Source organism: Pseudomonas sp. NPDC086581 (genome assembly GCF_044746165.1).
GTDB lineage: Bacteria > Pseudomonadota > Gammaproteobacteria > Pseudomonadales > Pseudomonadaceae > Pseudomonas.
In genome coordinates, this window is the sequence record NZ_JBIVBR010000006.1 from 212,807 (window position 1) to 236,574 (window position 23,768).

27 protein-coding genes are annotated in these 23,768 nt (G+C 66.0%); 17 read left to right on the plus strand and 10 right to left on the minus strand.

Going from position 1 to position 23,768, the window contains the following annotated elements; translation table 11 throughout:
• Positions 1 to 39: 39 nt before the first annotated feature.
• From ACIPK7_RS14390 to ACIPK7_RS14445, 12 genes are all read left to right on the plus strand, one after another.
• Positions 40 to 729 (plus strand): YggS family pyridoxal phosphate-dependent enzyme, encoded by a 690-nt coding sequence (locus tag ACIPK7_RS14390; protein ID WP_192432218.1) that lies wholly within the window; start codon positions 40 to 42, stop codon positions 727 to 729.
• 16 nt (positions 730 to 745) lie between these two features.
• Entirely contained in the window at positions 746 to 1,579 is an 834-nt protein-coding gene (gene proC / locus ACIPK7_RS14395; protein ID WP_401088430.1) for a pyrroline-5-carboxylate reductase, read from the plus strand.
• A gap of 222 nt (positions 1,580 to 1,801) precedes the next feature.
• Positions 1,802 to 2,395, plus strand: coding sequence for a YggT family protein (locus ACIPK7_RS14400; RefSeq protein ID WP_192432222.1), 594 nt, complete (start codon positions 1,802 to 1,804; stop codon positions 2,393 to 2,395).
• A 142-nt stretch (positions 2,396 to 2,537) separates the two neighbouring features.
• On the plus strand, positions 2,538 to 2,828 hold the full coding sequence (locus ACIPK7_RS14405; RefSeq protein WP_192432224.1) for a DUF167 domain-containing protein: 291 nt from the start codon (positions 2,538 to 2,540) through the stop codon (positions 2,826 to 2,828).
• Between the two features lie 118 nt (positions 2,829 to 2,946).
• Positions 2,947 to 4,914: a dynamin-like GTPase family protein gene (locus ACIPK7_RS14410; RefSeq protein ID WP_192432226.1), complete on the plus strand. Its 1,968-nt coding sequence runs from the start codon at positions 2,947 to 2,949 to the stop codon at positions 4,912 to 4,914.
• Between the two features lie 98 nt (positions 4,915 to 5,012).
• Positions 5,013 to 6,152 carry a homoserine O-acetyltransferase gene (locus ACIPK7_RS14415; RefSeq protein ID WP_401088433.1) on the plus strand — a complete coding sequence of 380 codons (1,140 nt, stop codon included), beginning with the start codon at positions 5,013 to 5,015 and terminating at the stop codon, positions 6,150 to 6,152.
• A gap of 8 nt (positions 6,153 to 6,160) precedes the next feature.
• On the plus strand, positions 6,161 to 6,781 hold the full coding sequence (gene metW / locus ACIPK7_RS14420) for a methionine biosynthesis protein MetW (protein WP_401088435.1): 621 nt from the start codon (positions 6,161 to 6,163) through the stop codon (positions 6,779 to 6,781).
• A gap of 34 nt (positions 6,782 to 6,815) precedes the next feature.
• Positions 6,816 to 7,238 carry a DUF4426 domain-containing protein gene (locus ACIPK7_RS14425; RefSeq protein ID WP_138213124.1) on the plus strand — a complete coding sequence of 141 codons (423 nt, stop codon included), beginning with the start codon at positions 6,816 to 6,818 and terminating at the stop codon, positions 7,236 to 7,238.
• Positions 7,235 to 7,828 carry an RdgB/HAM1 family non-canonical purine NTP pyrophosphatase gene (gene rdgB / locus ACIPK7_RS14430; RefSeq protein ID WP_192432234.1) on the plus strand — a complete coding sequence of 198 codons (594 nt, stop codon included), beginning with the start codon at positions 7,235 to 7,237 and terminating at the stop codon, positions 7,826 to 7,828. Before ACIPK7_RS14425 ends, rdgB begins: the two co-directional genes overlap by 4 nt.
• Positions 7,825 to 9,012 carry a radical SAM family heme chaperone HemW gene (hemW, locus tag ACIPK7_RS14435; RefSeq protein ID WP_401088437.1) on the plus strand — a complete coding sequence of 396 codons (1,188 nt, stop codon included), beginning with the start codon at positions 7,825 to 7,827 and terminating at the stop codon, positions 9,010 to 9,012. The genes rdgB and hemW overlap by 4 nt, the downstream gene beginning before the upstream one ends.
• 84 nt (positions 9,013 to 9,096) lie before the next feature.
• Positions 9,097 to 9,420, plus strand: a complete 324-nt coding sequence (locus ACIPK7_RS14440) for a DUF3392 domain-containing protein (RefSeq protein WP_017520106.1) — start codon at positions 9,097 to 9,099, stop codon at positions 9,418 to 9,420.
• A 44-nt stretch (positions 9,421 to 9,464) separates the two neighbouring features.
• A complete protein-coding gene (locus ACIPK7_RS14445) occupies positions 9,465 to 9,719 on the plus strand; it encodes a hypothetical protein (protein ID WP_017520105.1) in 255 nt (84 codons plus the stop codon).
• Positions 9,720 to 9,883: 164 nt separating this feature from the next.
• Here the strand turns inward: ACIPK7_RS14445 and ACIPK7_RS14450 are convergent, their stop codons facing one another.
• The 5 genes from ACIPK7_RS14450 to ACIPK7_RS14470 form a co-directional block, all read right to left on the minus strand.
• A complete protein-coding gene (locus ACIPK7_RS14450) occupies positions 9,884 to 11,230 on the minus strand; it encodes a DUF1329 domain-containing protein (RefSeq protein WP_401088439.1) in 1,347 nt (448 codons plus the stop codon).
• A 168-nt stretch (positions 11,231 to 11,398) separates the two neighbouring features.
• Positions 11,399 to 12,070 (minus strand): tRNA (guanosine(46)-N7)-methyltransferase TrmB, encoded by a 672-nt coding sequence (gene trmB / locus ACIPK7_RS14455; protein WP_401088591.1) that lies wholly within the window; start codon positions 12,068 to 12,070, stop codon positions 11,399 to 11,401.
• Between the two features lie 263 nt (positions 12,071 to 12,333).
• A complete protein-coding gene (locus tag ACIPK7_RS14460) occupies positions 12,334 to 13,140 on the minus strand; it encodes a thiazole synthase (RefSeq protein ID WP_017520102.1) in 807 nt (268 codons plus the stop codon).
• 54 nt (positions 13,141 to 13,194) lie between these two features.
• Entirely contained in the window at positions 13,195 to 13,395 is a 201-nt protein-coding gene (gene thiS, locus ACIPK7_RS14465) for a sulfur carrier protein ThiS (RefSeq protein ID WP_017520101.1), read from the minus strand.
• Between the two features lie 101 nt (positions 13,396 to 13,496).
• Positions 13,497 to 13,865, minus strand: a complete 369-nt coding sequence (locus tag ACIPK7_RS14470) for a DUF423 domain-containing protein (RefSeq protein ID WP_045213015.1) — start codon at positions 13,863 to 13,865, stop codon at positions 13,497 to 13,499.
• A 32-nt stretch (positions 13,866 to 13,897) separates the two neighbouring features.
• Here ACIPK7_RS14470 and mtgA point away from each other — a divergent pair, with 32 nt between their 5' ends.
• Entirely contained in the window at positions 13,898 to 14,620 is a 723-nt protein-coding gene (gene mtgA / locus ACIPK7_RS14475; protein ID WP_192432241.1) for a monofunctional biosynthetic peptidoglycan transglycosylase, read from the plus strand.
• Here mtgA and ACIPK7_RS14480 read toward each other — a convergent pair.
• The 5 genes from ACIPK7_RS14480 to ftsY form a co-directional block, all read right to left on the minus strand.
• Positions 14,617 to 15,231, minus strand: coding sequence for a hypothetical protein (locus tag ACIPK7_RS14480; RefSeq protein ID WP_401088442.1), 615 nt, complete (start codon positions 15,229 to 15,231; stop codon positions 14,617 to 14,619). The genes mtgA and ACIPK7_RS14480 overlap by 4 nt on opposite strands.
• Positions 15,232 to 15,313: 82 nt before the next feature.
• Entirely contained in the window at positions 15,314 to 16,168 is an 855-nt protein-coding gene (gene rpoH / locus ACIPK7_RS14485) for an RNA polymerase sigma factor RpoH (RefSeq protein ID WP_192432243.1), read from the minus strand.
• A 109-nt stretch (positions 16,169 to 16,277) separates the two neighbouring features.
• Complete coding sequence (gene ftsX, locus ACIPK7_RS14490) at positions 16,278 to 17,288, minus strand: permease-like cell division protein FtsX (RefSeq protein WP_401088444.1); 1,011 nt, start codon at positions 17,286 to 17,288, stop codon at positions 16,278 to 16,280.
• Positions 17,288 to 17,959 carry a cell division ATP-binding protein FtsE gene (ftsE, locus tag ACIPK7_RS14495; RefSeq protein ID WP_017520095.1) on the minus strand — a complete coding sequence of 224 codons (672 nt, stop codon included), beginning with the start codon at positions 17,957 to 17,959 and terminating at the stop codon, positions 17,288 to 17,290. The genes ftsX and ftsE overlap by 1 nt, the downstream gene beginning before the upstream one ends.
• A complete protein-coding gene (gene ftsY / locus ACIPK7_RS14500; RefSeq protein WP_401088446.1) occupies positions 17,956 to 19,401 on the minus strand; it encodes a signal recognition particle-docking protein FtsY in 1,446 nt (481 codons plus the stop codon). Before ftsY ends, ftsE begins: the two co-directional genes overlap by 4 nt.
• Before the next feature lie 205 nt (positions 19,402 to 19,606).
• On the opposite strand from ftsY, the gene ACIPK7_RS14505 reads away from it, so the two are divergent.
• The 4 genes from ACIPK7_RS14505 (at position 19,607) to ACIPK7_RS14520 (ending at position 23,765) form a co-directional block, all read left to right on the plus strand.
• On the plus strand, positions 19,607 to 20,977 hold the full coding sequence (locus tag ACIPK7_RS14505) for a M16 family metallopeptidase (RefSeq protein WP_401088448.1): 1,371 nt from the start codon (positions 19,607 to 19,609) through the stop codon (positions 20,975 to 20,977).
• Complete coding sequence (locus ACIPK7_RS14510; protein WP_401088450.1) at positions 20,970 to 22,481, plus strand: M16 family metallopeptidase; 1,512 nt, start codon at positions 20,970 to 20,972, stop codon at positions 22,479 to 22,481. Before ACIPK7_RS14505 ends, ACIPK7_RS14510 begins: the two co-directional genes overlap by 8 nt.
• On the plus strand, positions 22,481 to 23,092 hold the full coding sequence (gene rsmD, locus ACIPK7_RS14515) for a 16S rRNA (guanine(966)-N(2))-methyltransferase RsmD (protein ID WP_192432249.1): 612 nt from the start codon (positions 22,481 to 22,483) through the stop codon (positions 23,090 to 23,092). Before ACIPK7_RS14510 ends, rsmD begins: the two co-directional genes overlap by 1 nt.
• A gap of 109 nt (positions 23,093 to 23,201) precedes the next feature.
• Entirely contained in the window at positions 23,202 to 23,765 is a 564-nt protein-coding gene (locus ACIPK7_RS14520; RefSeq protein WP_401088452.1) for a hypothetical protein, read from the plus strand.
• Positions 23,766 to 23,768 lie beyond the last annotated feature (3 nt).

Consider the following 23,768-nt stretch of genomic DNA (forward strand, 5'->3'; position numbering starts at 1 on the left):
CCGCAGAACACGCAGCAGCCGGGCGGAAAAGCGACGGTAATGTCCACGATAGCAGAGAATATTGCAAAGGTTCGCGTACGAATCCGTGAGGCGGAACAAGCGAAAAATCGCACGCCTGACTCGGTGCAGTTGCTGGCCGTGAGCAAGACCAAACCCGCCACCGCGATCCGCGAAGCGTTTGCCTGCGGCCTGGCCGATTTTGGCGAGAACTACCTGCAGGAAGCGCTGCTCAAGCAGACCGAGCTGGCCGATCTGCCGCTGACCTGGCATTTCATCGGCCCCATCCAGTCGAACAAGACCCGGCCGATTGCCGAGCACTTCGACTGGGTGCACTCGGTGGACCGCCTGAAGGTCGCCCAGCGCCTCTCCGAGCAGCGCCCGGCGAACCTGCCGCCGCTCAACGTGCTGCTGCAGGTGAACGTCAGCGGCGAGGACAGCAAGTCCGGCTGTTCCCCTGCCGAGCTGCCCGCCCTTGCCCAGACCGTGGCGCAACTGCCGCACCTGAAACTGCGCGGCCTGATGGCGATCCCCGAACCCACCGAGGACGTTGCCGCGCAGCACGCCGCGTTCGCCCGCCTGCGCGAGCTGATGCAAGCCCTGAATCTCGGCCTGGACACCCTGTCCATGGGCATGAGCCACGACCTCGAAGCCGCCATCGGCGAAGGCGCCACCTGGGTGCGGATCGGTACCGCCCTGTTCGGCGCCCGCGACTACGGCGCCTCGCACTAATAAAGGAAGAGACTCCATGAGCAGCACCCGCATTGCCTTCATCGGCGCCGGCAACATGGCCGCCAGTCTCATTGGTGGCCTGCGCGCCAAGGGCGTCGCCGCGAGCGACATCCGCGCCAGCGATCCGGGCGCCGAGCAGCGTGCGAAGATCGCCGCCGAGCACGGCATCGAAGTGGTCGGCGACAACGCCAGCGCCGTGGTCGGCGCCGACGTTGTGGTCCTGGCGGTCAAACCGCAGGTCATGAAGGATGTCTGCCTGGCGCTGGCGCCGGCGCTGAGCGAGAACGCGCTGATCGTCTCCATCGCCGCCGGCATTCCCTGCGCCAGCCTTGAACGCTGGCTCGGCGAGGTGAACGGCCAGCCGCGCGCCATCGTCCGCTGCATGCCCAACACCCCGGCACTGGTCGGCCTGGGCGCCAGCGGCCTGTACCCCAACGCCAGCGTCAGCGCCGCCCAGCGCGAGCAGGCGCAGCAACTGCTGAGCGCCGTGGGCATCGCCCTGTGGCTGGACGAGGAGCGTCAGATCGACGCGGTCACTGCCGTCTCCGGCAGCGGCCCGGCCTACTTCTTCCTGCTCATGGAAGCCATGACCGCCGCAGGCGAGAAGCTCGGCCTGTCCCGCGAAGTCGCCGGCCAACTGGCCCGCCAGACCGCCCTGGGCGCCGCGCAGATGGCCACCATCAGCGATGTCGACCCGGCCGAGCTGCGCCGCCGCGTGACCTCGCCCAAGGGCACCACCGAAGCCGCCATCACCACCTTCCAGGCCAACGGCTTCGAGGCGCTGGTGGAGAAGGCAGTGGGCGCCGCCGACCATCGCTCCGCCGAACTGGCCGAACAACTGGGCCGCTAATTGCCGCGTCGCAGGCGACCTGGGACGGTCGCCCCGCTCCCGCCTGTGACGGACAACCCCTGATCGCCAGGCGGGGTTGAATTTGCACGTAACGAAACACACTTACACGCGACCGGCGACGATGAATTCCCTACAGTATGGCGTTACAGCGCCGTCGTTGACCGACCGCCCGATTCGCCCGGCCCTGCGCGCCGGCGCCCAACGTTCACCAAGGACCGCCCAATGACCGGACTTTCCACAGCCGCCATCTATGTGATCCAGACACTTGGCAGCCTGTACCTGCTGATCGTGCTGCTGCGCTTCATCCTGCAACTGGTCCGCGCCGACTTCTATAACCCGCTCAGCCAGTTCATCGTGCGCGCCACCAAGCCGCTGCTGAACCCGCTGCGCCGCATCATTCCCGGCTTCGGCGGCATCGACTTCGCCTCGCTGGTGCTGGCGATCCTGGTCCAGCTGGTGCTGATGGTCGTCACGCTGACCCTGATGGGCTATGGCGTGGGCGGCTACATTCTGCAGTTGCTGGTGTGGTCGATCATCGCGGTGACCTCGCTGTTCCTGAAGGTGTTCTTCTTCGCCCTGATCATCAGCGTGATCCTCTCCTGGGTTGCCCCGGGCAGCCACAATCCCGGCGCCCAACTGGTGAACCAGATCTGCGAGCCGTTCCTGGCGCCGTTCCGCAAGCTGCTGCCGAACCTCGGCGGGCTGGATATATCGCCGATCTTCGCGTTCATCGCGCTGAAGCTGATCGACATGCTGGTGATCGGCAACCTGGCGGCAATGACCGGGATGCCGCAGATTCTTTCGCCCTTCATGTAATTGCAGAGGAGCTGCTGCGCGTCGGCGATACTGCGTTGAAAACAGCCGGGGATTGCTCATTTACAGATCGTAAACTGCGCATCCCCGGCTGTTTACGCCTTGTCTCGCTCTAGCTCGCTAGCTCCAAGAGTCCGCTAGGCAGATGAGCTTTTATTTCTGGGACGGCGAGGACCTGATCCTCGACTGCCACCTGCAGCCCAAGGCGAGCCGCGACGAGTTCGCCGGGCTGCATGGTGAGCGCCTGAAGATCCGCCTCACCGCGCCACCGGTCGAAGGCAAGGCCAACGCTCACCTGCTGGCATTCCTCGGCAAGGCCTTCGGCGTACCGAAAAGTGCGGTGAAGCTTGAAAGCGGTGAGCTGAACCGCCAGAAGCGCGTGCGGATCCCTCGTCCGACGAAAATTCCGACAGAGCTCGGGATAGCCGCTCGGTAACCTTGGCTGACCTTACGCGTAGGAATGTGCTGTAGGCCAATTGCTATTCCCCCACTCCGTCGCATAATCCACGCCATCCAATCCCCGCGCAGGACGCGCCAGCCCAAGGAACGCCCGGATGAGCATGGAACGTCTCAGTCAGCAGATTGATGCCTACGTCACCTGGAAGCGCGAGCTGGTCCGCGAGATCACCCGCTATCGCAGCTGGCTGGAGCGCGCCCGGCTGAACACCCCGGAAATCGAGAACCGCCTCGAACGCACCCTGCGCCTGCTACGTGTCGACCACATCACCCTGGCCTTCGTCGGCGAGTACTCGCGCGGCAAGACCGAGCTGATCAACAGCCTGTTCTTCTCCGGCTACGGCCGCCGCATGCTGCCTTCCCAGGCTGGGCGCACCACCATGTGCCCTACCGAGCTGTTCTTCGACCCGCGCTCAGAGCGACCCTACATCCGCCTACTGCCCATCGAGACACGCGTCGCCGATGCCAGCGTGGCGCAGTTCAAGCGCATCCCGCGGCACTGGGTGAATATCCCCCTCGACACTTCCGATCCGGCGAACATGGCCGAGGCCTTCGCCCAGGTTGCCAAGACCAAGCCGCTGCCGGTGGAACAGGCAATCCAGCTGGGCTTCCACCCGGACATGCTCGAAGCCACCGACAAGCCCGGCATCGTGCTGGTGCCGGCGTGGCGCCACGCGCTGGTCAACTTCGACCACCCGCTGCTGCGCCAGGGCCTGCGCATCCTCGATACCCCCGGCCTGAACGCACTGGGCAGCGAGCCGGAACTGACCCTGTCGATGCTGCCCAGCGCGCAGTCGATCCTCTTCCTGCTGGCCGCCGATACCGGCGTCACCGCTTCCGACATGGCGATCTGGCAGGACCATGTGCGTCAGCTCGGCGAGGATGGCCACACCACGCTTTATGCGGTGCTGAACAAGATCGACGTGCTCTGGGATGACCTGGCCGGCGAAGCCTTCGTGCAGAACGCCATCCGCCACATCCGGGACACCACGGCGCGCCAGCTGGGCATCGCCAAGGAGGACGTGCTGCCGCTGTCGGCCAAGCAGGCGCTGCTGGCCAAGGTGCGCGGCGACCGCGAACTGCTTGCGCGCAGCCAGATGGAGTCCCTGGAGGAGCTGCTCTGCGAGCGCATCGTCGCGCAGAAGGAACGTCTGCTGGAGAGTGCCGTGGTCGGCCAGGTGCTGGCGCTGGTCAACAACAGCCAGCACAGCCTGCGCGTGCGCCTGGACAAGGTGAAGGAGCAGCAGGCGCTGCTCAACGACCAGCAGCAGGACAGTGGCCAGCTGCTGTTCGAACTGACCGCGCGGACCAAGGACGACCACAACCTGCACCACAAGCGCCTGCTCAGCCTGAAGACCAACCAGCGCCTGCTGCGCCACCAGGGCGAGCAGTTGCGCGAGGCAGTGCGCGCCGAGCGCCTGGAACAGCACCTGAAGAAGGTCCACGACAAGCTGCGCGGCAGCTGGACCACGGTCGGCATCAACCAGGCCATCCTGCAGTTCTTCCGCACCGTGGAAGGCGACCTGGTCGCCCTCGGCCACGAAGCCGAAACCGCTAACCGCATGGTCGCGGCCATCTACCAGCGGCACAACGAGGAAAACCCGCTCAATGCCCTGGACGCCCCGCAGTTCCGCGTCCAGCGCTACCTGCGTGACCTCGCCAAGCTACAGGACAAGGCCGACCGCTTCCGCCTTCACCTGAAGACCCTGCTCACCGAGCAGCGCCTGCTCACCCGGCGTTTCTTCGCCACCGTCGCCCAGGAAGTCATCGGCCTGCATCAGCGCCTGCGCGAGGAGGCCGAGCAATGGGCCGCCGACGCCCTGATGCCGCTGATGCAGTACAGCCTGGAACACAAGCAGATGCTGGAAACCCACATGCTGCGCCTCAAGGCCCTGGCCCAGGAAACCCAGCAGGCGCGGCAACGCTCGCTGCTGCTGGGGCGCTACACCGAGGAGCTGGAACAGCAGCTCGCCGAGGCTACCGACATCCTCCGTCAGCTGCGCCGCCCGGCACCGCTGCAGCGCCAGGCCAAGGTCGTCACCCTGCCCACCTCCCAGCGCGCCTGAACCCCGCGCCGCGCCCGCCCTGCCCCTTCCGAGTGCGCTTGCCGCAAGGGGCAGCGCTCTTTAGACTGGCCGTCCTTTTTTATTCATGAGCTGGGTCGATGCCTACAGTCTTCCCCGAAGATTCCGTCGGTCTGGTCACCCCCCAGACGCTGCAGTTCAACGAACCGCTGCCCCTGGCCTGCGGCAAGACGCTGCCCGAATACAAGCTGGTGATCGAGACCTACGGCGAGCTGAACGCCACGGCGAGCAACGCCGTGCTGATCTGCCATGCGCTCTCCGGCCATCACCACGCCGCCGGCTACCACAGCGAGGATGAGCGCAAGCCGGGCTGGTGGGACAGCTGCATCGGTCCGGGCAAGCCCATCGACACCCGCAAGTTCTTCGTCGTCGCGCTGAACAACCTGGGCGGCTGCAACGGCTCCACCGGGCCGACCAGCCTCAACCCCGCCACCGGCAAGACCTATGGCGCGGACTTCCCCGTGGTCACCGTGGAAGACTGGGTGCACAGCCAGGCACGCCTGGCCGACCGCCTCGGCATCCATAGCTGGGCCGCCATTGTCGGCGGCAGTCTGGGCGGCATGCAGGCGCTGCAGTGGACCATCAGCTACCCCGAGCGTGTGCGCCATTGCCTGTGCATCGCCAGCGCACCCAAACTGTCGGCGCAGAACATCGCCTTCAACGAAGTTGCCCGCCAGGCCATTCTCTCGGACCCGGAGTTCTGCGGCGGCCACTTCCAGGAGCACGATGTGATCCCCAAGCGCGGCCTGCGCCTGGCGCGGATGGTCGGACACATCACCTACCTCTCCGATGACGCCATGGGCGCCAAGTTCGGCCGCGACATGAAGTCGGAGAAGCTCAACTACGACCTGCACAGCGTCGAGTTCCAGGTAGAAAGCTACCTGCGCTACCAAGGCGAGGAGTTCTCCACCCGCTTCGACGCCAACACCTACCTGCTGATGACCAAGGCGCTGGACTACTTCGACCCGGCCGCCGCCCACGGCGACGACCTGGCGCGAACCCTGTCGGGCGTGAAGGCGGACTTCTGCGTGATGTCCTTCACCACCGACTGGCGCTTCTCCCCGGCACGTTCGCGGGAGATCGTCGACGCGCTGCTGGCAGCGAAGAAGAACGTCAGCTACCTGGAAATCGACGCACCGCAAGGCCACGACGCCTTCCTGATGCCGATTCCACGCTACCTGCAAGCTTTCAGCGGTTACATGAACCGCATCAGCGTATAAGGATCACCATGCGCGCCGACCTGGAAATCATCCAAGACTGGATCCCCGCCGGCAGCCGCGTGCTCGACCTGGGCTGCGGCGACGGCGAGCTGCTCGCCTGGCTGCGCGACCACAAGCAGGTTGGCGGCTACGGCCTGGAGATCGACGCCGACAAGATCGCGAAATGCATCGAACGCGGGGTCAACGTCATCGAACAGGACCTGGACAAGGGCCTGGGCAACTTTGCCAGCGACAGCTTCGACGTGGTCGTGATGACCCAGTCGCTGCAGGCCCTGCGCTACCCCGACAAGGTGCTGGCGGAGATGCTGCGTGTAGGCAAGACCTGCATCATCACCTTCCCCAACTTCGGCCACTGGCGCTGCCGCTGGTACCTCGCGCGCAATGGCCGCATGCCGGTGTCGGATTTCCTTCCGTACACTTGGTACAACACGCCGAACATCCACTTCTGCACCTTCCGTGACTTCGAGGCGCTCTGCCACGAGCAGCACGCGAAGGTGCTGGACCGCCTGGCGGTAGACCACGAGCACCAGCATGGCTGGGCCTCGCGAATCTGGCCTAATCTGTTGGGTGAGATCGGCATCTACCGGATCAGCGGCGCTCGCGTGCAAGACCATCGCATCGCCGTCTGATCGCGGCTATCTGATAGAGCCCGGGAGAAACATCATGCGCCGCCTGCTTACCTTCCTCGCCTGCCTGGTCCTCGCCCTGCCCGCCTTCGCCGAACAGGTGAAGCGCCTGGGCGACCTGCAGGTGCACTACAGCGTATTCAACTCCAGCTTCCTCCAACCCAACGTCGCGCAAGCGGTGGGCGTGGTGCGCAGCAAGGCCCAGGGCGTGGTCAACATCGTGCCGCTGGACGCCAGCGGCAAGCCGGCCAACGTCACTGTCGCCGGCTCCGCGAAGAACCTGATGGGGCAGACCGTCCCCCTGACCTTCAAGCGCGTGGTCGAGGAAGGCGCCGTCTACAACCTGGCGCAGTTCCCCATCGAAGGCCGCGAAACCCTGACCTTCTCCATCCAGGTCCAGTCCGGAAACGAAGCCCCGCAAAGCTTCGATTTCATGCAGGAAATCTTCCCAGACGAATGATCAAGCTCGAACAACTGGTGCTGGCCAGTCACAACGCCGGCAAGCTCAAGGAACTCCAGGCCATGCTCGGCGCCCACGTGAAGGTGCGCTCCATCGGCGAGTTCAGCGACGTGGAGCCGGAAGAGACCGGCCTGTCGTTCGTCGAGAACGCCATCCTCAAGGCCCGCAACGCCGCGCGCATCTCCGGCCTGCCGGCGCTGGCCGACGACTCGGGCCTGGCAGTGGACTTCCTCGGCGGTGCGCCGGGCATCTACTCCGCGCGCTACGCCGACGGCAAGGGTGACGCGGCGAACAACGCCAAGCTGCTGGACGCCCTGAAGGACGTGCCGGACGAACAGCGCGGCGCCCAGTTCGTCAGCGTGCTGGCCCTGGTCCGCCATGCCGACGACCCGTTGCCTATCCTCTGCGAAGGCCTCTGGCACGGCAGCATCCTGCGCGCAGCCCGCGGCGAACACGGCTTCGGCTACGACCCGCTGTTCTGGGTGCCGGAAGCGGAATGCTCCAGCGCCGAACTGCCGCCCGAGCGCAAGAACCAGATCAGCCACCGCGCCCGCGCGATGGCCCTGCTGAAGCAGCGGCTGGGTCTATGAGCCAGGCAGGAAGCCGCGGGCTCGACGCAGGGCCGGTGGTTTCCGGCTTCCGCCTGCCACCGCTGTCCGCGTACGTGCACATCCCCTGGTGCGTGCGCAAATGCCCCTATTGCGACTTCAACTCCCACGCCGCCGGCCCGGAGCTGCCCGAGGACGCCTACGTCGAGGCGCTGCTGGCCGACCTGGCTGCGGATCGCGGCTACGTGCACGGTCGCAAGCTGACCTCGATCTTCTTCGGCGGCGGCACGCCCAGCCTGTTCTCGGCCAAGGCGCTGGGCCGCATCCTCGCAGGCCTGGAGCAGCAAGTCGGGTTCGAGAGCGACATCGAGATCACCCTGGAAGCCAACCCCGGCACCTTCGAGCAGGCCAAGTTCGCCGATTATCGGGCACTGGGCATAAACCGGCTGTCCATCGGCATCCAGAGCTTCCAGGCGGAGAAACTCAAGGCTCTGGGGCGCATCCACGATGGTGACGAAGCAGTACGCGCCGCCGAGATGGCCCGCCGCGCCGGCTTCGACAACTTCAACCTGGACCTGATGCACGGCCTGCCGGAGCAGAGCGTCGCCGACGCGCTGGTCGACCTGCAGCAGGCCATCGCCCTGGCGCCCACGCACCTGTCCTGGTACCAACTGACCATGGAGCCGAACACGGTGTTCTGGAGCCAGCCGCCGGAGCTGCCCGAGGACGACCAGCTGTGGGAAATCCAGGAAGCCGGCCAGGCGCTGCTCGCCCAGGCGGGCTACGCCCAGTACGAAACCTCGGCCTATGCCCGCGAAGGCAAGCGCGCACGGCACAACCTGAACTACTGGTCCTTCGGCGATTTCCTCGGCATCGGCGCCGGCGCCCACGCCAAGCTGAGCACACCGCAAGGCCGCATCCTGCGCACCTGGAAGACACGCCTGCCGAAGGACTACCTGAACCCGGACAAGCCCTTCCAGGCCGGCGAGCGCGACCTGGAAGCGGACGACCTCCCCTTCGAGTTCATGATGAACGCCCTGCGCCTCACCGAGGGCGTATCGGCGGCGACCTTCGCCGAGCGCACCGGCCTGCCGCTGGCCGCCATCGAGCAAGCCTGCCGCCAGGCGCGCCAGGACGGCCTGCTGCTGGACGACCCGCAGCACCTGGCCCCCACCGAGCGCGGCCAGCTGTTCCTCAACGACCTGTTGCAGCGCTTCCTGCCCTGAGTCTCCGACACCAGCAGCGCCGGGCGACTTCATCGTCGTCCGGCGTGTACACTCGCCAGCGACTCTGAATCCCAAGGAGCCCCCATGGACTTCGCGCTCGACCTGATTGCCAACGTCTCCCGCTGGTGCCGCGGCCACCTGTCCGACATCGCCCTGGCGATCATGGCGACCGTGCTGGTGCTGTTCGGCCCGGCGATCAACGCCTGGGTACAGCAGCGCATCGGCAGCCTGAACTTCGTCTTCCGCACCCTGCTATTTGTGCTGATCTGCGCCGTCGGCTATGGCCTGGCGATGGTCTTCGTCACCCCGTGGCTGGCCAAGGGCCTGGGTTACTTCAACAACTACACCCTGGCGCCCGTCCTGCTGCTAGTGTTCTTCGTGATTGGCATGATCGCCGACCGCAGTTGACCTGCGTTCCTCCGGCGGTTGGCCACAAACCCGCCGGAGGACACATGAAGCCGATCAAGCATCTGTACCTGCATTTCTCCGATGGCCAGCGCCTGGCGCTGCGCTTCCCGCAACAGAGCGACGACCCCGCCGAAGTGGCCCGCGGCATCCGCAAGCAGATGGAATCACCGGTCATCAGCATCGAGGTGGACGGCGACCTGCTGATCATTCCGCGCACCAGCATCAAGTACCTGCAGATCAGCCCGGCGCCGATGCGCATGCCGGAGACCACCGTGCTGGGCGCCGAACTCATCGAATAGATCCTGCACCGGATTCGATGCCCTTCGTAGGAGCGAGCCTGCTCGCGAACAGGCTCCCTGGCGGCGCCGATGCAGGGGCGGTTCGCGAACAAGCTCGCTCCTACAATTCAGCTCGGCCACACTGCGGATAGACAAAGGCCGCCTCGCGGCGGCCTCTGCTGGACTCAGTTACCCTCGCGGCGCAACGCCTGCGGAGTGAAGTCGCGCGGCCCCAGCGGGACCTTGAAGTCGTACATCGGCTCGTTGTTGTCCAGGCCGTCGACGAAGTAGCGCGCCCCTTCGAAGTCGTACAGCGCTTCCAGGGTACTGAGCACCATGGGCACGTCGTAGTAGTTGATCGGGTGCACTTCCTGGGCGCGGATCAGCTTGCCGTCGGCGTTGTAGATGTCCGAGGCGAGGATCTGCCAACTGTCTTCATCCAGGTAGAAGCGGCGCTTGGCGAACGGATGGCCCATGCCCTTGCGCAGGGTCGCCTCGACCACCCAGACGCGGTGCGGCTCGTAGCGCAGCAACTCGGGGTTGAGGGTCTTGGTCTTGAGGATGTCGGCGTAGGGGATGCCCTTCTGGTGCACCGCGTAGCTGTTGTACGGCACCAGCATCTCGCGCTTGCCCAGCAGCTGCCACTCGTAGTGATCCGGCGCGCCGTTGTAGACGTCCACGGTGTCGGCGGTGGCCAGGCCGTTGGTGTCCGGCTGCAGAGTGTCGTAGGCCAGGCTTGGCAGACGGCGCACGCGGCGCTCGCCGCTGTTGAAGCGCCAGGCCTTGCGGATCGACAGCACCTGGTCGATGGTCTCCTGCACCACCAGCGCAGAGCCGGCGAGCTTGGCCGGGGCGACGATGTTGTACTTGTAGTAGAACAGCGTGTTGTTCAGGTCCTGCGGGGTCATGCCCTCGCGGCCGTAGTTGAAGTACACGTAGCGGTCGAGCTTGAGCAGGTTGTAGCTGCCGCTGGCGAGCACGGCGGCCTGGTTGGTCACCATGTGAATCTGCTCGCCACGGTAACGCATGATGTGGTTCCAGATGGCTTCCAGGCCGGTCTTCGGCATCGGGAACGGCACGCCGGCGGCGGCGCCCTGCACTCCGTTACCGTCGGCGATCAGCTCGGCGTTCTCGGCGTTGAAGCGGGTGGCGTCATAGATGCGCTGGGGCAAGGATGCGCTGCGGCGGCTCGGGAAGACGCGCAGGTAGTAGTCTGGGTTTTCCCGCAGCAGCGCCTGGGTGCCCGGGGTGAGCAGCGCCTGGTACTGCGCCAGGTTCTTGCTGTCGATCTTGTACTGCACGGCATCGGCAGCGTACGGATCGAGGTGGTGAGTGCCGGGCTGGTAACCCGCCGGGGCGCTGGTGATGCCGCCGGTCCACGCGGGGATGGTGCCACTGGCGTTGCCGGCCATTTCCGCCCCCATCGGCGTCAGGTCGCGGCCCAGTCGAGCGGCCTCGGTGGCATCGACTTTCGCCTGCGCCGGCAGTGCCCACGCCCCCGCCATCAGCAGTACAGCAAGTTTCTTCAACACAGCAGACTCCTTTGCGACGGACTCCTGTCCGTCACTCTTATTTTCGTCCGCGGCGGATGCCGCTTTTTATTCAGGAGGTGAGGGTGGCCTTTGCGGCCTGCCGGGTGGTCCCGGTCTGTAGGGTGTTTCTGCGTGAAAAAGGCCTGCTGTGCAGGCCTTTTCCGTACATCAGTCGACGCGCTCGAACTTCAGGTCCCAGACGCCATGCCCGAGTCGCTCCCCGCGACGTTCGAACTTGGTGACCGGGCGCTCTTCCGGGCGCGGCACATAGGTATTGTCCGCTGAAAGGTTGCGATAGCCGGGTGCGGCATTCATCACTTCCAGCATGTGTTCGGCATATTGTTCCCAGTCGGTGGCCATGTGCAGCACGCCGCCGACCTTCAGCTTCTGCCGCACCAGCTCCGCCCAGGCTGGCTGCACGATGCGACGCTTGTGGTGACGCGACTTGTGCCACGGGTCCGGGAAGAACAGCAGCAGGCGGTCGAGGCTGGCATCGGCCACACAGTCGCGCAGCACTTCAAGGGCATCGCAGCTGTAGACGCGGATGTTGCTCAGGTCCTGGGTCAGCATGCCGTTGAGCAGCGCGCCGACACCGGGACGGTGCACTTCCACGCCGATGAAGTCCTGCTCCGGCGCGGCAGCGGCCATCTCCAGGGTGGCGTGGCCCATACCGAAGCCGATCTCGAAGGTACGCGGTGCCTGGCGCCCAAATACCTGGTCGAAATCCCGCAGCCCGTCTGCCAGCTCCAGGCCGTACTTCGGCCAGCCCTGGTCGAGGCCGCGCTGCTGGCCTTCGGTCATGCGCCCGGCGCGCATCACGAAGCTCTTGATGGCGCGCATCGGACGGTTATCGGCGTCGGGCTGATTCTCGGGCTGATTCTCGGGAATGTCACTCATGACTCGGACCTTGCGGGTAAATGCACGCGCGGGCCGGCTGCCTTTGGCAAACCGGCCCGCGCGTCGGTGTCTATTAAATGCCTGCCAACGATCTCGCGAGCTAGAGCGGAACTAGGCGAAAAGTGGGGCGGGAGCGGAGTTTACACGCAGTAAATGAGCATCCCGAACCACTTTTCAACGACGTTCCGCCGACGCGCAGCAGATCGTTAATTGATCAGGCCCGTCATCGGCGACGATGCGCTCGCGTACAGCTTGCGCGGCATGCGGCCGGCCAGGTACGCCAGGCGCCCGGCGACGATAGCGTGCTTCATCGCCTCGGCCATCATCACCGGGTTCTGCGCATGGGCGATGGCGGTATTCATCAGCACGGCCTCGCAGCCCAGCTCCATGGCGATGGTGGCGTCGGAGGCGGTACCCACGCCGGCATCCACCAGCACCGGGACGGTGGCTTCTTCGAGAATGATCCGCAGGTTGTACGGGTTGCAGATGCCCAGGCCCGAGCCGATCAGGCCGGCCAGCGGCATCACCGCGATGCAGCCGATCTCGGCCAGCTGGCGCGCGATGATCGGGTCGTCACTGGTGTACACCATGACGTCGAAGCCGTCCTTGACCAGCACTTCGGCGGCCTTGAGGGTTTCCACGACGTTGGGGAAGAGGGTCTTCTGGTCGGCCAGGACTTCCAGCTTGACCAGGTTGTGGCCATCGAGCAGCTCGCGGGCCAGGCGACAGGTGCGCACGGCCTCGACGGCGTCGTAGCAGCCGGCGGTGTTCGGCAGGATGGTGTAGCGATCCGGCGGAATCACGTCCAGCAGGTTCGGTTCGCCCGGGTTCTGGCCGATGTTGGTGCGGCGCACGGCGACAGTGACGATCTCGGCGCCCGAGGCCTCGATGGCGACGCGGGTCTCCTCGAGATCCTTGTACTTGCCGGTGCCGACCAGCAGCCGCGAATTGTAGGTGCGGCCAGCCAGGGTGAAGGGCTTGTCGACCGGCAGGTTGGAGTTGGGTTGGCTCATCGAATCACTCCTGAAGGAAAGGCGGGCGGGGCCTGAAAGTCTGGGAGGCGGCTGCTAGCCGCCGCCGATGGCATGCACCACTTCCACCTGGTCGCCTTCGCTCAGGGCGGTGGCGGCGTGCTGGCTGCGCGGCACGATGTCCTGGTTGAGCTCGACCGCGACACGCTTGCCGGTGAGGTCGAGACGCTCGAGCAGATTGGCGACGCTGTGGCCGTCGGGCAGCTCGAAAGGTTCGCCATTCAACTGAATACGCATGGGCGGGACGGTCGTTGCTGGAGGGGGTCGGCATTCTAGCCCGATCGCGCTCGATGACCAAGTTACCGGAGCGTCGCACTCGGGCTTTTCTGACGCCCGGGTCAACCCAGGCGGAAGGCCGCGGCCAGCAGCAGCGCCCAGCCGATCAGGAAGAACAGCCCGCCGATCGGGGTGATGATGCCCACACCCAGACCGGCCAGGGTCAGCAGGTAGAGGCTGCCGGAAAACAGCAGGATGCCGACGGTAAAGGCCCAGCCGGCGAGGCTGACCAGGGTGCCGCCGATGTGCGCCGAGAGCAGCGCCACACCGAACAGCGCCAGGGCATGCAACATCTGATAATGCACGCCAGTCTGGAACACCGCCAGATACTCGGGGGTGAGCTTGCTCTTCAGGCCGTGGGCAGCGAAGGCGCCGAGGGCGACTCCGGTGAAACCGAAGAAGGCGGCGAGCATCAGGAAAGTACGCAGCATCGGAAAGCTCCAGACAGGTGAGTGCCGCTATAATGGCCCGCTCATCCGCCCAGGCAAAGCCTCGAATGCCCATGCTGCTCCGCCGCCTGCTCAAGATCGCGCTCTGGTTCGTCGCCATCAGCGTGGCGCTGGTCATCATCCTGCGCTGGGTGCCGCCACCGGGGACCATGGTCATGGTCGAGCGCAAGATCGAATCCTGGTTCAACGGCCAACCCATCGACCTGCAGCGCAGCTGGCGTTCCTGGGATGAATTGCCGGACAGCCTCAAGCTCGCGGTGATCGCCAGCGAGGACCAGAAGTTCGCCGAACACCACGGCTTCGACGTGCCGGCGATCCAGAAGGCCCTGGCGCACAACGAGCAGGGCGGCAAGGTGCGCGGCGGCAGCACCATCAGCCAGCAGGTGGCGAAGAACGTCTTCCTCTGGACCGGGCGCAGCTGGGTGCGCAAGGGCTTCGAGGCCTGGTTCACCCTGCTGATCGAGACCTTCTGGTCCAAGCAGCGGATTCTCGAGGTCTACCTCAACAGCGTGGAATGGGACGCCGGCGTATTCGGCGCCCAGGCCGCTGCCCAACATCACTTCGGCGTCGATGCGAAACGCCTGTCGCAACAGCAGGCCAGCCTGCTGGCGGCCGTGCTACCAAACCCGCGCAAGTGGAGCGCCGGCAAGCCCGGTCCCTACGTGCGCCAGCGCGCCTCCTGGATTCGCCAGCAGATGTGGCAGTTGGGCGGCAGCGACTATCTCGAACGCCTTTAAGGCGTCTCGCCGGCCTTGAACGTACTGCGCGGCACCACCCGCACCCATTGCAGGCTGCCGTCGCGGTGCAGCAGGGTCATGCCCTTCTCCGGATAGACCCAGGCTTCGCCGCCATCGACCTGCAGGCGCAGGCGTGGATCGCCCAGGCTCACCGCCAGACGACCGACCGCCAGGTCTTCCTGCGGCGCCAGCGCCAGCTCGGAAACCGGCTTGTTGCCCAACTGCCCCATCAGCTCGGCGCTCAGCGGCTGGTCCTTGCTGCCCGGCTGCATGCCGGTGGCCTTGGCCAGGCTGGCGTGCTCGGCCTCGCTCAGCGCCAGCTCCGCCTCGACATGCCAGGGTCCCTCTTCCGTCACCAGCCGGCCGCGGTAATGCAGTTGCGGGCCATCCTGGCTGGCAGTCAGCCATAGCTCGCCTGGCTGCTGGTCCTGCAGCTCGTTCAGGGTCAGTTGGTCATCGGCCAGCGGCTCGAAGACCTTTTCCTTCCAGTCGCTGAACCACTGCGGCGGCTTGGGCGGCGCCGACGTGCGGGCGACCCAGGTTCCCAGCCCGAAGGCCAGCAGGGCGATGACCAGGAAAAACATCCCGTGGACGGGACGCAGGCGCGGCATGGGACTCTCCAGACGCTGAATGCGGACAGAAAAAAACCGCACCAGGGTGCGGTTCGCGACTCGCAGGGTGCGTCGAAGCCGATCAGGCTTCGATGCGACCCTTGAGCTTGTTCATCGCGTTCTTTTCCAACTGACGAATCCGCTCGGCGGATACGTTGTACTTGGCCGCGAGGTCGTGCAGAGTCGCTTTCTCCTCGGCCAGCCAGCGCTGGTAGAGGATGTCGCGGCTGCGCTCGTCCAGGCCTTCCAGCGCCTCGTGCAGACTGGCGGTGGAGCTGTCGCTCCAGTCCGCTTCCTCCAGCTGGCGCGCCGGGTCGTAGCGATGGTCTTCCAGATAATGCGCCGGGGACTGGTAGGCGCTTTCGTCGTCGGCATCCGCCGCCGGGTCGAAGGCCATGTCATGCCCAGTGAGACGGCTTTCCATCTCGCGGACTTCGCGGGCCTCGACACCGAGGGTTTCCGCGACGCGGTGCACTTCGTCGTTGCTCAGCCAGGCCAGTTTCTTCTTCTGGCTGCGCAGGTTGAAGAACAGCTTGCGCTGCGCCTTGGTGGTCGCGACTTTCACGATCCGCCAGTTGCGCAGGATGAACTCATGGATCTCGGCCTTGATCCAGTGGACGGCGAACGACACCAGGCGCACACCCATTTCCGGGTTGAAGCGCTTCACGGCCTTCATCAGGCCGACGTTGCCTTCCTGGATCAGATCGGCCTGGGCCAGGCCGTACCCGGAATAACTCCGGGCGATATGCACGACGAAGCGCAGGTGCGCCAGAACCATTTGCCGTGCCGCTTCCAGATCTTGCTGGTAGAAGAGGCGTTCGGCCAGTTCGCGCTCCTGCTCCGGCGTCAGCAGCGGAATGCTGTTCACCGAGTGCACATAGGCTTCCAGGTTCGCACCGGGAGCCAGGGCATAAACAGGTTGCAGAGAAGTGGTCATGCGAATCCTCCGATTCACGAAACTCGCGCAGTGTAGCACTGCGAAATCTGACTGCAAGCGGGTGTAAAAGTTCCTTTACACCCACTTAACCCCTGCATAATCAGGGGTTTCAGCGCGGTGCCAACTCGCGCAGGTGGCGCGCCACGGCCAGCCAGGCACCGATCCAGCCCAGCAGCACAGCGCCGATGGTGAGCGACAGGCCGTCGTCGACCGGTACGCCCGCCAGGCCGAAATCACTGCCGTACAGCCCGGCCAGGTTGACCACGGAGCTGTTCAGCCAGTCCAGACCGAAGGCCAGCAGCGCCCAGGACAGGATTCCCGCGCCCAGGCCATACAGCGCGCCCATATAGAGGAAGGGGCGACGTACGTAACCGTCCGTCCCGCCGACCAGCTTGATGACTTCGATTTCGTTACGGCGGTTTTCGATGTGCAGGCGGATGGTGTTGCCGATCACCAGCAACAGGGTCAGCACCAGCAGGATGGTCAGGCCGAAGACGAAACGGTCGCCCAGCTTGAGGATCGCCGACAACCGCTCGACCCAGACCAGGTCCAGTTGCGCCTGTTGTACACCCGGCAGCTCCGACAACCTTTGACGCAAGGCATCCAGCTGGGCCTTGTCGATCTGTTTGGGCGTCACCGAGATGACCGCGGGCAGCGGATTGTCAGGCAGCTCCTTCAGCGCTTCGCCAAGGCCGGACTGCTCCTGCAACTCCTTCAGTGCATCTTCGCGACTGATCAGTTGCGCCTCGATCACATCGGGCATTTTCTCGATCTGTTCGCGCAGGTCCTGGCCCTGGGACTCGCTGGCCTTCAGGTCGAGGAACAAGGAAATCTGTGCGGCGCGCTGCCAGGAGCCGCCGAGGCGCTCGACGTTGTTCAGCAGCAGCGAAAGCCCCATGGGCAGGCTCAGGGTGATGCCCATCACCAGGCAGGTGAAGAAGCTGCCGAAGGGGTGGCTGACCAGGCGATGCAGGCTGTCCATCAGGCTGGCGCGGTGGTTTTCCGCGTAGGCCGAGAGGGACGCACTGTGGTCCTGGTGTTCGTTATCGTCCGGGCGCTCGCGGGTGTTGCGCGTCGGGGTGCCTTCTTCGTCACCGCGGGGCAGGTCATTGGCGCTCATCAGGCGTTCTCCTCACGGTCGGCAATGATGCGGCCGCGCTGCAGGGTGATCATCCGGTGGCGCATGCGCGCGATCAGCGCCAGGTCATGGCTGGCGATCAGCACGGTGGTGCCCAGGCGGTTGATGTCTTCGAACACGGACATGATTTCCGAGGCCAGGCGCGGGTCGAGGTTGCCGGTGGGTTCGTCGGCGAGCAGCAGGGCCGGACGGTGCACCACCGCGCGGGCAATGCCGACGCGCTGCTGCTGGCCGGTGGAGAGATCGGACGGACGGTCCTCGGCCTTCTCCTTGAGGTTCACCCGGTCCAGCGCCGCTTCGACGCGGTAGGCGATGTCTGCCTTGGGCAAGCCGAGAATCTGCATCGGCAGCGCAACGTTCTCGAACACGCTGCGGTCATCCAGCAACTGGTGGTTCTGGAACACCACGCCGATCTGCCGACGCAGGAAGGGAATCTGCGCGGTGGAGATGCGCGAGACGTCCTGGCCGCCGAGCAGCAGCTTGCCGGAGGTGGGCCGTTCCATCGCCAGGATCAGGCGCAGCAGGGTGCTCTTGCCCGCACCGGAGTGGCCGGTGACGAACATGATCTCGCCGCGCGGCACGCGGAACGAAATCTCGTGCAGGCCGACGTGGCCGTTGGGATAGCGTTTGCCAACCTGCTCGAAACGGATCATGCGATTTCCCGGGTCTCGAAGAGTGCACGGACGAAGGCATCGGCTTCGAAGGTTCGCAGATCGTCGATCCCTTCGCCGACACCGATGTAGCGGATCGGCAGGCCGAACTGCTTGGCCAGGGCGAAGATCACCCCGCCCTTGGCGGTGCCGTCCAGTTTGGTCAGGGCCAGGCCGGTGAGTTCCACGGCGTTGTTGAACTGCTTGGCCTGGTTGATGGCGTTCTGCCCGGTTCCGGCGTCCAGCACCAGCAGGACTTCGTGGGGAGCCGTCTCGTCCAGCTTGCCGATGACGCGGCGCACCTTCTTCAGCTCTTCCATCAGGTTGTCCTTGGTGTGCAGGCGACCGGCGGTGTCGGCGATCAGCACGTCCACGCCACGGGCTTTGGCGGCCTGCACGGCGTCGAAGATCACCGAAGCGGAATCGGCGCCGGTGTGCTGGGCGATCACGGCGATGTTATTGCGCTCGCCCCAGACCTGCAGCTGCTCGACGGCAGCGGCGCGGAAGGTGTCGCCGGCGGCCAGCATGACTTTCTTGCCATCGAGCTGCAGCTTCTTCGCCAGCTTGCCGATGGTAGTGGTCTTGCCGACGCCGTTCACGCCGACCACGAGGATCACGTAGGGCTGCTTGTCGGTGGGGATGGTCAGAGGCTGCTCGACGGGACGCAGCAGGCCGGCCAGTTCTTCCTGCAGGGCCTTGTACAGCGCTTCGCTGTCGGCCAGTTCCTTGCGCGCCACGCGCTTGGTCAGGTTCTGCACAATGGTGGTGGTGGCCTCGACGCCGACGTCGGCGGTCAGCAGGCGGGTCTCGATCTCGTCCAGCAGGTCGTCATCGATAGCCTTCTTGCCCAGGAACAGGCTGGCCATGCCTTCGCCGAGGCTGGCGCTGGTCTTCGACAGGCCCTGCTTGAGGCGGGCGAAGAAGCCCATCTTGGCCGGTTCTCCGGCGGCAGGCTTGGCCTGCGGTTCGGGTTCCGGCTCAGGCTCAGGCTGCGGGGCAACCTCAGGCTCGGGCTCCGGCTGGGCTACTGCGACGGGTTCGGGCTGGACGGGCGCAGCGACGGGCGCGGGCTCGACCGGCTGCGCAATCGCATGCGCCTCGATTGGCTGGACGACGGGCTGCGGCGCTTCGACAACGATCGGCGCAACGGGTTGCGGCTCAGGTTGCGGTGCGGGCTGCGCCAGCGGCTCGACCGGCACGCTGGCGGGCACCACGTCGATCACGGGCTCAGGCGTGGGCTCGGCGCGCGAGGCGACCGGCTCGGCCTGGACGGCGGGAGCCTGCTCGGGGGCGGGAGCCGGTTCAGCGGCAACAGGCTGTTCAGCCTGGGACTCGGCCTGCTCGGCGGGTTGTTCCTCGGCCTGGGGCTTCTTGCGCCACCAGCCGAACAGACCCTTCTTCTCCCCGGCTGGCGGGGCCTTCTTGTCGTCGTTGGAACCAAACATGTAGGGATCGAATCTCTAGGGGGCGCCACACAGGCAGGCAACAAAGAGCCAGGCAGAAAAAAGCCTCGAAACAGCTTTGCGAAGCCCTGAACGTGGCCGCCCGGAAAACGGATGGGTATCCTAGCATCTCCTCGCCCGCCGGGGTTAAGAGGCTGGCCGCCAGCCTGCATAGACCCCGCGGACAGCCCGAAAGGTTCAGTCCACGATGAAAACCCTTGCACGCCGTCACGCCGGCCTGCTGCTCGGTTCCCTGTTGCTGCCGCTGATGGCGAGCGCCGCGGAACCACAGCCCACCCACGAATACACCCTGGACAATGGCCTGAAGGTCGTCGTCCGCGAGGACCACCGCGCCCCCGTGGTGGTCTCCCAACTCTGGTACAAGGTCGGCTCCAGCTACGAGACGCCCGGCCTCACCGGACTCTCCCACGCCCTGGAGCACATGATGTTCAAGGGCAGCCGCAAGCTCGGCCCCGGCCAGGCTTCTCTGGTCCTGCGCGACCTCGGCGCGGAAGAGAACGCCTTCACCACCGACGACTACACCGCCTATTACCAGGTACTCGCCCGCGACCGCCTGCCGGTGGCGCTGGAGCTGGAAGCCGACCGCATGGCGCACCTCGCCCTGCCGGCCGACCAGTTCAAGAGCGAGATCGAGGTGATCAAGGAAGAGCGCCGCCTGCGCACCGAGGACAAGCCCAGCGCGCTGGCCTTCGAGCGCTTCAAGGCCGCCGCCTACCCCGCCAGTGGCTACCGCACGCCGACCATCGGCTGGATGGCTGACCTGCAGCGCATGACCATCGACGACCTGCGCCACTGGTACCAGGCCTGGTACGCGCCGAACAACGCCACGCTGGTGGTGGTCGGCGACGTCAGCGGCGACGAGGTGAAGGCCCTGGCCGAGAAGTACTTCGGCGAGATCCCCAAGCGCGACCTGCCCGCCGCGCGCAAACCACTGGAACTGGCCGAGCCGGGTGAACGCCGCCTGAAGCTGCACGTGCGCACCCAGCTGCCCAGCCTGATCATGGGCTTCAACGTGCCGACCCTGGGCAGCAGCGATGACTCGAAACAGATCAACGCCCTGCGCCTGATCTCGGCGATCCTCGACGGCGGCTACAGCGCGCGCCTGTCCGCGCGCCTGGAGCGCGGCGAGGAAATCGTCGCCGGCGCCTCGGCCTCCTACGACGCCTTTTCCCGCGGCGACGGCCTGTTCTTCCTCTCGGCCACCCCCAACGTGCAGACCGGTAAGACCCTCGACCAGGTCGAGTCCGCGCTGTGGAAGCAGTTGGAGGACCTGAAGAAGAACCCGCCGAGCCAGAAAGAACTGGAGCGCGTGCGCGCCCAGGTCATCGCCGGGCTGGTCTACGAGCGCGATTCCATCGCCGGGCAGGCCAGCACCATTGGCGAACTGGAAAGCGTCGGCCTCGGCTGGCGCCTGGCGGACAAGGACCTGGAAGCCATCCAGGCCGTCACCGCCGAAGATATCCAGCAAGCCGCCCGCACCTACTTCACCCGCTCCCGCCTGACCCTCGCCCAGGTCCTGCCGGAAGTCGCCACCGACAAGGAGCCGAGCCATGAGTGAACGCAATGGCCTGCGCTACGGCCTGGTCGGGCTGATCGTCATCGCGCTGATCGCCGGACTGGTGCTGTTCGTTTCCCGCCCCGCCGCCGAGACCGCCACCGCCGCCCCTGCGCCCGCGCAACCGGCTGCCGCCGAGACCGCCGCCCCCACCGGCCTGCAATCGCTCGCCGAAGCTGCCGGCAAGGCGCCCAGCCACCGCAAGCTGAACATCCAGCAATGGCAGACTGCTGAAGGCGCCCGCGTGCTCTTCGTCGAGGCCCATGAGCTGCCGATGTTCGACCTGCGCCTGACCTTCGCCGCCGGCAGCAGCCAGGATGGCGACGCCTACGGGCTGGCCATGCTGACCAACGCCATGCTCAACGAAGGCGTACCCGGCAAGGACACCAGCGCCATCGCCGCCGGTTTCGACGACCTGGGCGCCAACTTCGGCAACGGCTCCTACCGCGACATGGCGGTGGCCAGCCTGCGCAGCCTCAGCGAGCCAACCAAGCGCGACGCCGCGCTGGCGCTGTTCGACCAGGTGATCGGCCAGCCGACCTTCCCCGAGGACGCCTTGGCGCGCATCAAGAACCAGGTCATGGCCGGCTTCGAGTACCAGAAGCAGAACCCCGGCAAACTGGCTGGCCTTGAGCTGTTCAAGCGGCTCTATGGCGACCATCCCTACGCCCATTCCAGCGACGGCAATGAGAAGTCGGTGCCAAAGATCAGCGTCGCCCAGCTGCGCGCCTTCCACCAGAAGGCCTACGCCGCCGGCAACGTGGTCATCGCACTGGTCGGCGACCTGACCCGCGAGCAGGCCGAAGCCATCGCCGGCAGCGTCTCCAAATCCCTGCCCACGGGCCCTGCCCTGCCAGCGCCGGGCGAGCCGCGGACACCCAAGGCCGGCGTCACCCACATCGAGTTCCCGTCCAAGCAGACCCAGCTGATGCTGGCGCAGCTGGGCATCACCCGTAACGACCCGGACTACGCCGCGCTCTACCTGGGCAACCAGATTCTCGGCGGTGGCGGCTTCGGCACCCGCCTGATGGACCAGGTGCGCGAGAAGCGCGGCCTGACCTACGGCGTGTACTCCGGCTACACCGGCATGCAGTCGCGCGGGCCATTCACCATCGGCCTGCAGACCCGCGCCGAAATGAGCGAAGGCACCCTCAAGCTGGTCCAGGACATCGTCCGCGACTACCTCGACAAGGGCCCGACGCAGAAGGAACTCGACGACGCCAAGCGCGAGCTGGCCGGCAGCTTCCCGCTGTCCACCGCGAGCAACGCCGACATCGTCGGCCAGCTGGGCGCCATCGGCTTCTACAACCTGCCGCTGGATTACCTGGAGACCTTCCTCAGCCAGGTCCAGGGCCTGAGCGTGGAACAGGTGAAACAAGCCATGCGCCGCCACCTCGACCCGGACGCCTTCGTCATCGTCACCGCCGGCCCCACCGTGCCGCAGCAACCGCTGCCCCCGCCCACCGACAAACCCGCCGCGCAACCTGCCGGCGTACCGGAGCATTGATGAGCAAACGACCCGGTGGCGCCCCGCGTGCCGCACAGAAGCCCCACGGCGGCCAGGGCCAGCTGCGCATCATCGGCGGGGAATGGCGCAGCCGGCGCTTCGCGTTCCCCGACGGCCCGGGCCTGCGCCCTACACCCGACCGGGTGCGCGAGACCCTGTTCAACTGGCTCGCGCCCTACGTTCCTGGCGCCCGCGTGCTCGACCCCTTCGCCGGCAGCGGCGCGCTGTTCCTCGAAGCGCTGTCCCGTGGCGCCAGCGCGGGCCTTGCGCTGGACACCAACGGTGAAGCCGTGGCGGCGCTGCGCGGCACCCTCGACACCCTCAAGTGCGCCACCGGCCAGCTGGTGATGACCGACGCGCTGCGCTACCTCGATAACCAGGCGGCGCAGCCTTTCGACCTGGTCTTCCTCGACCCTCCCTTCCACCAGGACCTGCTGCAGAACGCCTGCCGTCTGCTTGAAGAGCGTGGCTGGCTGGCCAAGGACGCGTGGGTCTACACCGAAAGCGAAGCCGTGCCCTCCAGCCTCGGCCTGCCGGGCAACTGGCGGCTGCACCGGGAGAAGAAGGCGGGTTCGGTGCATTACGCGCTTTGGCAGCGACAAGAGTCCTGAGCAGCAGCGAACCGTTGCAGCCATTGCAACGGTTCGCTTTTGAGGAGTCGCAGGAGCGACTCCCGACAGGAAGTAGCCCCATCAACTGGCAGCAAAGGACGGCTGAATCATGACCACCTTCCCGCTCTCGATCCGCGAACAACTGCTGGCGCTGGACGAGCGTTGTTTCGAACAGCCGGCCAGCGACTGGGCCGGTGAGATCGCCCTGCCCGCCGAGCTGGAACGCTTCTACCGCGAAGTCGGCCCGTGCGACTGCACCCTGGATACCGCCGGCAATCCGTTCTTCATCCCTTCGCTGGCGAAGCTGTGGAAACAGCAGGCCGGCTACCGCTGGCACGGCCTGACCGGCGAGCGGCTGGCGGGGTGGATCGATGACTGGATCGTGGTGGCGGACCAGGGTTCCGATCCCTTCATCCTCGAATGCTCCAGCGGCCGCATCCTCTTCGACCAGCACGGAGGTCCCTGGGATCCCGCGCCGATGTTCGACAACATCTGGCAGATGACCGCCTGCCTCGCCACCTTCGCCCAAGTGTGGCGTGGGGCCGGCGAGGACATCTTCGCCGAGGATTACAGCGTCAATCCGCTCTACCGCCGCGAACTGATCGGCGAGCTGTCGCAGTTGCTCGGCGACGCCCGCCGCGCGGAAAGCCTGGCCGACGAGTTCGGCTGGTAGCGA

Bases quoted from the DNA above. Each gene is read 5' to 3' on its own strand.
- ACIPK7_RS14390 (WP_192432218.1), top strand. From the start codon at position 40: ATGTCCACGATAGCAGAGAATATTGCAAAGGTTCGCGTACGAATCCGT.
- proC (WP_401088430.1), top strand. From the start codon at position 746: ATGAGCAGCACCCGCATTGCCTTCATCGGCGCCGGCAACATGGCCGCC.
- ACIPK7_RS14400 (WP_192432222.1), top strand. From the start codon at position 1,802: ATGACCGGACTTTCCACAGCCGCCATCTATGTGATCCAGACACTTGGC.
- ACIPK7_RS14405 (WP_192432224.1), top strand. From the start codon at position 2,538: ATGAGCTTTTATTTCTGGGACGGCGAGGACCTGATCCTCGACTGCCAC.
- ACIPK7_RS14410 (WP_192432226.1), top strand. From the start codon at position 2,947: ATGAGCATGGAACGTCTCAGTCAGCAGATTGATGCCTACGTCACCTGG.
- ACIPK7_RS14415 (WP_401088433.1), top strand. From the start codon at position 5,013: ATGCCTACAGTCTTCCCCGAAGATTCCGTCGGTCTGGTCACCCCCCAG.
- metW (WP_401088435.1), top strand. From the start codon at position 6,161: ATGCGCGCCGACCTGGAAATCATCCAAGACTGGATCCCCGCCGGCAGC.
- ACIPK7_RS14425 (WP_138213124.1), top strand. From the start codon at position 6,816: ATGCGCCGCCTGCTTACCTTCCTCGCCTGCCTGGTCCTCGCCCTGCCC.
- rdgB (WP_192432234.1), top strand. From the start codon at position 7,235: ATGATCAAGCTCGAACAACTGGTGCTGGCCAGTCACAACGCCGGCAAG.
- hemW (WP_401088437.1), top strand. From the start codon at position 7,825: ATGAGCCAGGCAGGAAGCCGCGGGCTCGACGCAGGGCCGGTGGTTTCC.
- ACIPK7_RS14440 (WP_017520106.1), top strand. From the start codon at position 9,097: ATGGACTTCGCGCTCGACCTGATTGCCAACGTCTCCCGCTGGTGCCGC.
- ACIPK7_RS14445 (WP_017520105.1), top strand. From the start codon at position 9,465: ATGAAGCCGATCAAGCATCTGTACCTGCATTTCTCCGATGGCCAGCGC.
- trmB (WP_401088591.1), bottom strand. From the start codon at position 12,070: ATGCGCGCCATCAAGAGCTTCGTGATGCGCGCCGGGCGCATGACCGAA.
- ACIPK7_RS14460 (WP_017520102.1), bottom strand. From the start codon at position 13,140: ATGAGCCAACCCAACTCCAACCTGCCGGTCGACAAGCCCTTCACCCTG.
- thiS (WP_017520101.1), bottom strand. From the start codon at position 13,395: ATGCGTATTCAGTTGAATGGCGAACCTTTCGAGCTGCCCGACGGCCAC.
- ACIPK7_RS14470 (WP_045213015.1), bottom strand. From the start codon at position 13,865: ATGCTGCGTACTTTCCTGATGCTCGCCGCCTTCTTCGGTTTCACCGGA.
- mtgA (WP_192432241.1), top strand. From the start codon at position 13,898: ATGGCCCGCTCATCCGCCCAGGCAAAGCCTCGAATGCCCATGCTGCTC.
- ACIPK7_RS14480 (WP_401088442.1), bottom strand. From the start codon at position 15,231: ATGCCGCGCCTGCGTCCCGTCCACGGGATGTTTTTCCTGGTCATCGCC.
- rpoH (WP_192432243.1), bottom strand. From the start codon at position 16,168: ATGACCACTTCTCTGCAACCTGTTTATGCCCTGGCTCCCGGTGCGAAC.
- ftsX (WP_401088444.1), bottom strand. From the start codon at position 17,288: ATGAGCGCCAATGACCTGCCCCGCGGTGACGAAGAAGGCACCCCGACG.
- ftsE (WP_017520095.1), bottom strand. From the start codon at position 17,959: ATGATCCGTTTCGAGCAGGTTGGCAAACGCTATCCCAACGGCCACGTC.
- ftsY (WP_401088446.1), bottom strand. From the start codon at position 19,401: ATGTTTGGTTCCAACGACGACAAGAAGGCCCCGCCAGCCGGGGAGAAG.
- ACIPK7_RS14505 (WP_401088448.1), top strand. From the start codon at position 19,607: ATGAAAACCCTTGCACGCCGTCACGCCGGCCTGCTGCTCGGTTCCCTG.
- ACIPK7_RS14510 (WP_401088450.1), top strand. From the start codon at position 20,970: ATGAGTGAACGCAATGGCCTGCGCTACGGCCTGGTCGGGCTGATCGTC.
- rsmD (WP_192432249.1), top strand. From the start codon at position 22,481: ATGAGCAAACGACCCGGTGGCGCCCCGCGTGCCGCACAGAAGCCCCAC.
- ACIPK7_RS14520 (WP_401088452.1), top strand. From the start codon at position 23,202: ATGACCACCTTCCCGCTCTCGATCCGCGAACAACTGCTGGCGCTGGAC.